The sequence below is a fragment of the Streptomyces scabichelini genome, assembly GCF_011045015.1.
In the GTDB taxonomy this organism is placed as follows: Bacteria; Actinomycetota; Actinomycetes; order Streptomycetales; family Streptomycetaceae; genus Streptomyces; species Streptomyces scabichelini.
Genome location: NZ_JAAKZY010000108.1, coordinates 24698 through 34492 on the forward strand (window position 1 = coordinate 24698; position 9795 = coordinate 34492).

The window sequence follows — 9795 nt, forward strand, 5'->3', positions numbered from 1 at the left end:
TCACGCCTCCTTCGGGTCGACGGGAGCGGACACGCGGCGGGAGCGGCGCAGGGGTGGCTTGGCACCGAGGCGCTTCGGGTCCAGTCCGGACCAGCTGTGGCCGCTCGCGAAGAACTTCTTGCGGGCGAGGATCGTCATCAGTGGCTTGGTGAAGAAGAAGACGACGACCACGTCGAGCAAGGTGGTCAGGCCCAACGTGAACGCGAAGCCCTGGACCTTGCCGACCGTGACGATGAAGAGCACGGCGGCGGCGAGGAACGACACGAAGTCGGAGACCAGGATGGTGCGCCGGGCACGCGGCCAGCCCCGTTCGACGGCGGGGCGCAGCGTACGGCCCTCTCGGATCTCGTCACGGATACGTTCGAAGAACACGATGAACGAGTCCGCCGTGATACCGATCGCGACGATCGCGCCACAGACCGCGGGCAGGTTCAGCGCGAAGCCGATGGCCGGGCCGAGCAGCGACATGAGCACGTACGTCAGAGCCGCGGAGACCAGAAGTGAGGCGATCGCGATGAGTGACAGGCCGCGGTAGTAGGCCACCAGGTAGATGATGACCAGAGCGAGGCCGATGGCGCCGGCGATCAGACCGGCCTCCAGTTGGTCGCCACCGAGCGCGGCGGTGACCGTGGTGACGCTGGCCTCCTTGAAGGAGATCGGCAGCGCACCGTACGACAGGATGTTCGCCAGTTCCTCGGCGGACTGCTGGTTGAAACCACCGGAGATCTGGGCCTGACCGCCGGTGATCGCCGAGTTGACCGACGGAGCCGAGACGATCTCACCGTCGAGCACGATGGCGAACTGGTTCTGCGGCGGGGTCTGGCCGACGAGCTTGCCGGTGACGTCGGCGAACTGCTTGCTGCCGGTCTTGTCGAAGTCCATCTGGACGATCCAGCCCTCGCCGGTCTGGGTCTGGAAGACGGCGCTGGCGTCGTCGACCTGCTCACCCTTCACGGCGACCGGCCCGAGCACGTACTTGTACTGGGACTTCGGGTCGCAGGCGACGACGGACTCGGAGTTCCCCGCCCTGCTGGCCTTCTCGCTCGCTGCCGCGCGGCCCTTCTTCGTGGAGCAGTCCAGCGCGTCCAGCTGCTTCTGCAGGTCAGCGGCAGCGGCGCTACCGTCGTCGGAGGGTTCGGCCGACGGGGAAGGGCTGCCGCTGGGCGTCGTGGAGGGGGACGGGGCCGCCTTGGTGTCATCCTTCGCGGCGAGGCCCTCCGTCACCGCGCGTCCCTGGGACGTGGCGGTCGCGGAGGGAGTCGGCGACTTGGAATTCCCGGAGGCGGAGGGAGCGGGCGACGTGGAGTTCCCGGAAGGGGTCGGCGACGGAGAGGCTTCACCAGTACCCGCCGGCGCCCCTGTCAGGACCGGACGGAAGTAGAGCTTGGCGGTGGTGCCGACCTGATCGCGGGCCTGCTGGGAGTTCGTGCCCTTGGGGATGTTGACGATGATGTTGCGATCGCCCTGGGTCTGGACCTCCGCCTCGGAGACACCCAGACCGTTGACCCGGCGTTCCATGATGCCGACCGCGGTGTTCATGTTGGTCGGGTTGATCGCGTTCTTCTGACCGGGCTCGTTCTGCGCCTCGAGCGTGATGCTCGTGCCGCCGGCGAGGTCGATGCCGAGGCGCGGCGTCGTGTGCCCGGAGGCGAACATGCCGCCGGTGAGCGCCACGATCGCGATCAGCATCAGGGCCAAAGTGCGCCCCGGCCTCCCCTGGGCGCTCTGCTTTCGGCCCTTCTTGGGTGCTGCCACCTTCTCGTTCTCCCTCGTTGTCCGCCCGGCGACGGGGCACCTGCGCGGACGGCAATGAAATGGTGTCGAGATCCCGCGCGAAGCCACATGATCCGGGGACCGCGGTGCGCGAGCGGCGCACTCCGCGGTCCCCGGTCATGACTACTTCGCGTCGGACTCGCCGTCGGACTTCTTCAGCTCTGCGTCATCGGCCTTCTTCGGCTCATCGTCGGCGGTCTCGTCGGCCGCGTCCTTCTTGCCGAGGTCGATGGGCTTGTCGTCGGAAGAGTCGGCGGGCTCGTCGGTCTCGGTGAGGGAGGAGGCGTCGTCCGGGACGACGGCTTCGTCGGTCTTGAGGTCGTGCTCGACGCCGTGGACGATGCGGTTGTACTCGTCGTCGCTGAGGACGGCACCGATGGCGTTCTTGGCGAAGAGCAGGTCGATGCCCGGGCCTGCGTCAAGGAGGACCGTGTCCTCGTTGACCTCCTTCACCGTCGCGTACATGCCGCCGATCGTGCGGACGCCGGAGCCGGGCTGCATGTCGTTGCGCATCTGCGCAGCCGCTTGCTGCTTCTTCTTGGCCGACCGGGTCATCAGGAACATGGCCCCGATGAGCACGATGAACGGGAGGAGGGTCACGAGACTCACGGGTCGGAACTTCCTTCATTCGACCGCGATGGGGAGCGGCCTGATGGATGGGGGTCTGTGCGCCACCGACAAAGGCGGCATCGGCGGAGTCTAAGCGAGTCCGCACGCAAGGAACAACGCCCAGCATGGCACCGTGGTTCCTCGCCCGGCGAGTACGCACGCCGTCACGCCCCGAACAGGTCCTGTTGTCCGTTTCCACCAGCGGACGGGCCGGGGCGGGTGAGGCCGAAATGCGCCCATGCGGCCGGTGTGGCGACGCGGCCGCGGGGGGTGCGGGCCAGCAGCCCCTCACGCACGAGGAAGGGCTCGGCGACCTCCTCGACCGTCTCGCGCTCCTCCCCCACGGCGACCGCGAGCGTGGACAGGCCGACGGGTCCGCCGCCGAACAGCTTGAGCAGGGCTTCGAGGACGGCGCGGTCGAGGCGGTCGAGGCCGCGGTCGTCCACCTCGTACACGGCGAGGGCCGCCTTGGCGATGTCGCGGGTGATGACGCCGTCGGCCTTGACCTGGGCGTAGTCGCGGACGCGGCGCAGCAGGCGGTTGGCGATACGGGGCGTGCCCCGGGAGCGGCCGGCGATCTCGGCGGCTCCCTCGGTGCCGATCTCCACGTCGAGCAGGTGCGCGGAGCGGTGGATGACGCGCTCCAGCTCGGCAGGTTCGTAGAACTCCATGTGGGCGGTGAAGCCGAAGCGGTCGCGCAGCGGGGGCGGCAGCAGGCCCGCGCGCGTGGTGGCGCCGACCAGCGTGAAGGGCGGCAGTTCGAGCGGGATGGCGGTGGCGCCGGGGCCCTTGCCGACGATGACGTCGACACGGAAGTCCTCCATCGCCATGTAGAGCATCTCCTCGGCGGGCCGCGACATGCGGTGGATCTCGTCGAGGAAGAGGACCTCGCCCTCCTGGAGGGAGGAGAGGATCGCGGCGAGGTCGCCGGCATGCTGGATGGCGGGTCCGCTGGTGATACGGATCGGGGCTTCCATCTCGGCGGCGATGATCATCGAGAGGGTGGTCTTGCCGAGGCCCGGGGCTCCGGAGAGCAGCACGTGGTCGGCGGTGGCGCCACGCGCGCGTGCGGCACGCAGGACGAGGTCGAGCTGCTCGCGGACCTTCTCCTGGCCGATGAACTCGTCCAGGTCCTTGGGACGCAGGGCGGCCTCGACGGCCTGGTCCTCACGGTCGGCGGAGGCGCCGACGAGCCGCTCGGCGGCGCTCTCGTCGGTCGGGTCGTCCCAGTTCACCGAAGTTCACCTCGCAGGGGCGTGCCGGGGACGTCGTCCGGCCGGGGGTCCGGCCCGTGGCGGAGCCGCTGTGGGTCACCGTGTCCCACGGGAAGATGCAGCATTACGTGTGCCTCGCGGTCTGGTAGTTCGTACGGGCGTGCGTGCCTCTTCGCGGAACTCGCTTGCTAGCGCGCTCTGTTGAGGGTCTGCAGGGCGGACTTCAGCAACTGGCCCACCTGGGGAGTCCCTTCGGACGCCTCAGCCTGGGGCGCGACGGCCGAGACCGCCTCGTCGGCCTCCCTTGTCGCGTACCCGAGTCCGATGAGCGCGGCGTGCAACTGCTCGCGCCAGCCGGTGGAGACGGGCGTACCGACGGCCGGGCGGCCCGTGCCGAGAGGTTCGCCGAGGCGGTCCTTGAGCTCCAGGAGGAGCTTCTGGGCGCCCTTCTTGCCGATGCCCGGGACAGCCATGAGCGCCTTCTCGTCACCGGTGGAGATCGCGCGGCGCAGGTCGTCCGGGCTGTGCACGGCGAGCATCGCCTGGGCCAGCCGCGGGCCGACTCCGCTCGCGGTCTGCAGCAGTTCGAAGGTCTGGCGCTCGTCGTCGTCCACGAAGCCGTACAGGGTCAGCGAGTCCTCCCGTACGACGAGGGACGTGGCGAGTTTCGCCTGCTTGCCCATGCGGAGTCCGGAGAGCGTGCCCGGCGTGCACTGGACGGAGATGCCGATGCCGCCCACTTCGACCACCGCGGAGTCGGGGGCGAGGGCGGCGACCGGGCCGCTGACGAAGGCGATCATCGGGGGGCCTTTCGGGCGAGTGACTGAGCCTGCTGCCGGGCCTGTTGGGCCCTGACCTGAGCCTCGCGGGCCTGCGCGTGCGCCTGCTGGAGGCGGTTGGTCGCCGGGGCACGCCAGATGTGGCAGATGGCGAGCGCGAGGGCGTCGGCGGCGTCGGCGGGCTTCGGAGGTGCGTCGAGCCGGAGCAGACGCGTGACCATGGCGCCGACCTGGGCCTTGTCGGCCCGCCCGCTGCCGGTCACGGCCGCCTTGACCTCGCTGGGGGTGTGCAGGGCGACGGGCAGCCCGCGACGGGACGCGCAGAGCATGGCGACGGCGCTGGCCTGGGCCGTGCCCATGACCGTACGTACGTTGTGCTGGCTGAACACCCGCTCCACGGCGACGTATTCGGGCCTGTGCTCGTCGATCCACTGCTCGATGCCCTGCTCGATGGCGACGAGGCGGTGGCCGACATCGGCGTCCGCGGGCGTCCGTACGACCCCGACGCCGAGCATCGTCAAGGGGCGCCCGGCGACGCCTTCGACGACACCGATGCCGCATCGCGTCAAGCCCGGGTCCACGCCCAGTACCCGCATCCGGCCCCCCTCCCCTCTTTGCGGCTGAACCGCCGCCACTCTCGCGGACCTGGTTGAGCACCATCGGGGTTCCTCGATTGATGGTGCGGTCCGTGGACGGTGATCTTTGACTGTCGCCAGGCTAACCGCTGCCACCGACAACGGCGGCGGGCCGGTGGGACATGTCCCACCGGCCCGCCGAAAACTGCTGCTCTCGCGGCGGAGTTACGCGCTGGCCTTCTCCATGACCTCGTCGCTCACGTCGAAGTTGGCGAAGACGTTCTGCACGTCGTCGCTGTCCTCCAGGGCGTCGATCAGCTTGAAGATCTTCTTGGCGCCCTCCTCGTCCAGCTCGACCTGCATGGTCGGGACGAAGTTGGCCTCGGCGGAGTCGTAGTCGATGCCGGCGTCCTGGAGGGCGGTGCGGACCGCGACCAGGTCGGTGGCCTCGCTGAGCACCTCGAAGGACTCGCCCAGGTCGTTGACCTCCTCGGCGCCCGCGTCGAGTACGGCACCCAGGACGTCGTCCTCGGACAGCTCGCCCTTGGGGACGATGACGACGCCCTTGCGGTTGAACAGGTACGAGACGGAACCGGGGTCGGCCATCGAGCCGCCGTTGCGGGTCATGGCGACGCGTACGTCGGAGGCGGCGCGGTTGCGGTTGTCGGTGAGGCACTCGATGAGCACCGCGACACCGTTCGGTCCGTAACCCTCGTACATGATGGTCTCGTAGTCGGCGCCACCGGCCTCGAGACCGGCTCCGCGCTTGACCGCGGAGTCGATGTTCTTGTTCGGGACCGACGACTTCTTCGCCTTCTGGATGGCGTCGTACAGCGTCGGGTTGCCGTCCGGGTCGGCACCGCCCATGCGTGCCGCGACCTCGATGTTCTTGATCAGCTTCGCGAAGAGCTTGCCGCGCTTGGCGTCGATCACGGCCTTCTTGTGCTTCGTCGTGGCCCATTTAGAGTGGCCGGACATCTGCCTGTCTCCTTCGCGTAACCCATCTCTGAACGAACGCCAGAGATCCTACAAGGACTCCGCTGTCCGGTTGCCGCGCACCATGTCGACAAACAGACCGTGCACGCGATGGTCGCCGGTCAGTTCCGGGTGGAACGACGTGGCGAGCGCACTGCCCTGGCGTACGGCGACGATGTGGCCGTCGTGCTCGGCGAGCACCTCGGTCTCGGCACCCACGGACTCGACCCAGGGGGCGCGGATGAAGACGCCCTCTACAGGATCGCCCTCGACGCCCGTCACGTCGACGGCTGCTTCGAAGGATTCGTTCTGCCGTCCGAAGGCGTTGCGGCGCACGATCATGTCGATGCCGCCGATGGTCTCCTGGCCCGAGCGCGGGTCGAGGATCTTGTCGGCGAGCATGATCATGCCCGCGCAGGTGCCGTAGACGGGCATTCCGGCCCGCACGCGCGCGCGGAGGGGCTCCATCACTCCGAAGAGGACGGCCAGCTTGGAGATGGTGGTGGACTCGCCGCCGGGGATGATCAGTCCGTCGATGTCGGCGAGTTCCTCGGGGCGCCGCACCGGCCTGGCCGCGGCGTCGGCCGCGGCCAGGGCGATGAGGTGCTCCCGTACGTCGCCCTGGAGGGCCAGGACGCCTATGACAGGTGCTTCAGTCATGTCTCTGTGGTGCCTTACCAGCCGCGGTTGGCGTAGCGCTCGGCCTCGGGGAGGGTGTCGCAGTTGATGCCGACCATGGCCTCACCCAGGTTGCGGGAGGCGTCCGCGATGATCTTGGGGTCGTCGTAGAAGGTGGTGGCCTTCACGATGGCGGCGGCGCGCTTGGCCGGGTCGCCCGACTTGAAGATGCCGGAGCCGACGAAGACGCCCTCCGCGCCGAGCTGGCGCATGAGCGCGGCGTCGGCGGGGGTGGCCACACCACCGGCGGAGAACAGCACCACCGGGAGCTTGCCGAGCTCGGCGACCTCCTTGACCAGCTCGTACGGGGCGCGCAGGTCCTTGGCGGCGGCGTACAGCTCGTTGTTGTCGTAGCCGCGCAGCCTGGCGATCTCGTTCTTGATCTGGCGCAGGTGGCGGACGGCCTCGACGACGTTGCCCGTGCCGGCCTCGCCCTTGGAGCGGATCATGGCCGCGCCCTCGGCTGTGCGGCGCAGGGCCTCGCCCAGGTTGGTGGCGCCGCAGACGAACGGCGTGGTGAAGGCCCACTTGTCGGAGTGGTTGACCTCGTCGGCCGGGGTGAGGACCTCGGACTCGTCGATGTAGTCGACGCCGAGGGACTGCAGGACCTGGGCCTCCACGAAGTGGCCGATCCGCGACTTCGCCATCACGGGGATGGACACGGCTTCGATGATGCCCTCGATCATGTCCGGGTCGGACATGCGGGCCACGCCGCCGTCCTTGCGGATGTCGGCCGGCACCCGCTCCAGGGCCATGACTGCGACGGCGCCCGCGTCTTCGGCGATCTTCGCCTGCTCCGGGGTGACGACGTCCATGATCACGCCGCCCTTGAGCTGCTCGGCCATGCCGCGCTTCACGCGCGCGGTGCCGGTTTCGGGGGCCTGGGCGGAGTTGGAGAGCGTGCTGGACACGGGTTGACCTCACTCGGTGAAAGAGGGCTTCTGCAGACACCGAGGAAACGCGACGGGACCAGGCCACTGCAAGGGCCAATGGAGAGGCGGTGGCACGTTTTGGGGGCGCGGGTGCCGGGAGATACAGGCGGTTGCCATCTCCCGCAGCGGTCACTCGGGCACGTCGCCGCAGGTTGGCGGCCGGTACTGTTGCCCGGATGTGCGATTCCACGGGGGACGGCGCGAACGGCGGTGAGCCGTGGGACGCCGCAGCACCGCTGGTGCGGGCCGCACAGGCCGGGGATGCCCTGGCGATGGATGATCTGCTGGTGTTGGTGACTCCGTACGTGACGAGGTTGTGCCGTCCGATCGCACCGGTCGACTGGGCGGATGCGGTTCAGGAGTCGTTGGTGGCGGTTTTCAAGGGCTTGCGGGGACTGCGTGATCCGCGGGCGTTCTACGGCTGGGTGCGCACCGTCACCGTTCGAGAGGCAGTGCGGCAGGCGCGGCGCACCGCGGTCGAGCAGCCGGCCGACCCCGATGACATCGCGCGGCTGGGAGGGCTGCTGTCCGACGACGGCGGAGAGCTGTCCGCACACGTGCGGGATGTGCTCGCTCGGTTGCCGGTCCAGCATCGTGCGGTACTGGTGTTGCGCGAGTTGGAGGGACTTGATGAACGCAGCGCGGCCGAACTGCTGCAGGTCGCCCCTGGCACGGTCAAGTCCCGCCTGCATCGCGCACGTTCCTCGTTCCGGAAGGCGTGGTCGCGATGAGCACCGACTCGGTGGCACGGCTGCGGGTGATGGCCGCGGGGCTGCGGGCCGCGCTGTATGCCGAGGAGCGGATCGACCTGCCGTACGACCGTGTGTGGGGGGTCGTCGCGGACCTGGAGGGTGAACTGCCGCACCTCGTCCCCTTCCTCCGGGAATTCCGCGTCCCGCCGGGCGACAGCGACCGCAAGGCGGCTTTGGCGGTAGGAGTGTTGGGTGTGCGCGAAACCTTCGAGGTGCGACTGGCGCCCGGCTGGTGCCTGATGCAGTCGCGACTGGTCGTGGGCGGCATGGCCGCCGTGGCGGAGAGCGGTGGGACACGCTTCGCGGTGCTCGGCGCAACGCGCCCCGCCCTCCTCCAACCGGTCCAGCGGATGTACGGCGGTCTGCTCGGCAAACGACGCGGCCGGGCCTTCATCCACACGGTCGCGCAGCGGGCCGCGCTGCGCTAGGTGGATTGCCTAGGACCGGCCGGTGAACAGCTTCTGCAGCGCCTCGGCAACCACCTCCGGCCGTTCCTGAGGCAGGTAATGGCCCGCGGCCGGCACGAGTCGTACGGTCAGGTCGTCCGCGTACCGCTCGGCTCCGTCCAGCAGCGACGGCGCGATCACGTTGTCGCGTTCTCCGCCGAGGAGGACCGTGGGGACGGTCAGCCGATGACCGCGCCAGGTGCCGCGCACCAGGGCAGGGACGTCCCGTAGCACGTACTGCCAGAACAAGGCCTGTCCGGCATGCGCACTGGCGCTGGTTGCCGCGCTGAACTCCTCGAGTTCCGCCTCCTGCCAGGCCGACCGGTCGGCGACCTGGTGACGCAGCAGAAAGCGGGTGAAGGCAGGCCAGTGGCGAAGCACGGCGCTGCCGATCACCGGGTACTCGATGCACGCGGTGAACCACATCCGCCAGAGATTCGGCAGTATCGCCCGCTGACGCGACCACGGATGGGCCATGTTGAGGGCCAGATAGCCGCGGAACCTCTCCGGCGCCCGCAGGCACAGACGGAAACCGAGGTGGGCACCCCAGTCGTGTCCGACCAGACCCACCCGTTCCAGGCCGAGTGCGTCGAGCAGCGCGAGCGTGTCCTCGGCCAGGCTGTCCATGTCATAGCCGCGACGCGTCTGTCCGGACCAGCCGAAGCCGCGAAGATCCGGGCAGATCAGCCGGTGATCGGCCGCGACCAGGGCGGCGACCTTGCGCCAGGCGAACCAGTGCTGCGGGAATCCGTGCAACAGCAGGAGCGGTTCGCCGGTGCCGTATTCGGCAACGTGCAGCCGGGTGCCCCTGACCTCCAACCAGCGGTGCTCGACGCCTTCGTCCTGCGGAAGTGGTCTGTCGGACGCAGTCGTGCTCGGTGCCATGACGAGCCCCTCTCGTGTCGGTGCGGACCGCGACTGGTCCGCACCGACACGTCAGGAGTCGGGCCGAGGCCGAAAGGTTCCCTCGAACTCGGCACCGGCATCGGCATCGGCATCGGCCGGATCGCACTGCCGCTCACGAACGGTGGCGGCCGGCCGCCCCAGCCCAAACCCATACCC

At 69.2% G+C, this 9795-nt stretch carries 11 protein-coding genes; 2 read left to right on the forward strand and 9 right to left on the reverse strand.

Annotation, left to right across the window (positions count from 1 at the left end):
• The 8 genes from secD to pdxS all read right to left on the reverse strand — a co-directional run bounded on the left by secD (position 1) and on the right by pdxS (position 7514).
• Positions 1-1755 carry a protein translocase subunit SecD gene (gene secD / locus G5C60_RS29210; protein WP_165263923.1) on the reverse strand — a complete coding sequence of 585 codons (1755 nt, stop codon included), beginning with the start codon at positions 1753-1755 and terminating at the stop codon, positions 1-3.
• 141 nt (positions 1756-1896) lie between these two features.
• Positions 1897-2382, reverse strand: coding sequence for a preprotein translocase subunit YajC (gene yajC / locus G5C60_RS29215; RefSeq protein ID WP_165263924.1), 486 nt, complete (start codon positions 2380-2382; stop codon positions 1897-1899).
• 164 nt (positions 2383-2546) lie between these two features.
• Complete coding sequence (gene ruvB / locus G5C60_RS29220) at positions 2547-3617, reverse strand: Holliday junction branch migration DNA helicase RuvB (protein ID WP_165263925.1); 1071 nt, start codon at positions 3615-3617, stop codon at positions 2547-2549.
• Positions 3618-3784: 167 nt separating this feature from the next.
• A complete protein-coding gene (gene ruvA / locus G5C60_RS29225; protein ID WP_165263926.1) occupies positions 3785-4396 on the reverse strand; it encodes a Holliday junction branch migration protein RuvA in 612 nt (203 codons plus the stop codon).
• The gene (gene ruvC / locus G5C60_RS29230; RefSeq protein ID WP_165263927.1) at positions 4393-4971 is read right to left on the reverse strand and encodes a crossover junction endodeoxyribonuclease RuvC; all 579 of its coding nucleotides are present in this window, start codon (positions 4969-4971) and stop codon (positions 4393-4395) included. The genes ruvA and ruvC overlap by 4 nt, the downstream gene beginning before the upstream one ends.
• A 204-nt stretch (positions 4972-5175) precedes the next feature.
• The gene (locus tag G5C60_RS29235; RefSeq protein WP_165263928.1) at positions 5176-5928 is read right to left on the reverse strand and encodes a YebC/PmpR family DNA-binding transcriptional regulator; all 753 of its coding nucleotides are present in this window, start codon (positions 5926-5928) and stop codon (positions 5176-5178) included.
• 48 nt (positions 5929-5976) lie between these two features.
• Positions 5977-6585, reverse strand: a complete 609-nt coding sequence (gene pdxT / locus G5C60_RS29240; RefSeq protein WP_165263929.1) for a pyridoxal 5'-phosphate synthase glutaminase subunit PdxT — start codon at positions 6583-6585, stop codon at positions 5977-5979.
• 14 nt (positions 6586-6599) lie between these two features.
• Positions 6600-7514, reverse strand: a complete 915-nt coding sequence (gene pdxS, locus G5C60_RS29245) for a pyridoxal 5'-phosphate synthase lyase subunit PdxS (RefSeq protein ID WP_165263930.1) — start codon at positions 7512-7514, stop codon at positions 6600-6602.
• Between the two features lie 197 nt (positions 7515-7711).
• Between pdxS and G5C60_RS29250 the strand changes: the two genes are divergently transcribed.
• Entirely contained in the window at positions 7712-8266 is a 555-nt protein-coding gene (locus G5C60_RS29250) for an RNA polymerase sigma factor (RefSeq protein WP_165263931.1), read from the forward strand.
• On the forward strand, positions 8263-8715 hold the full coding sequence (locus G5C60_RS29255; RefSeq protein WP_165263932.1) for an SRPBCC family protein: 453 nt from the start codon (positions 8263-8265) through the stop codon (positions 8713-8715). Before G5C60_RS29250 ends, G5C60_RS29255 begins: the two co-directional genes overlap by 4 nt.
• Positions 8716-8724: 9 nt before the next feature.
• On the opposite strand, the gene G5C60_RS29260 is transcribed toward G5C60_RS29255, so the two are convergent.
• Entirely contained in the window at positions 8725-9618 is an 894-nt protein-coding gene (locus G5C60_RS29260) for an alpha/beta fold hydrolase (protein ID WP_165263933.1), read from the reverse strand.
• Positions 9619-9795: the final 177 nt, after the last annotated feature.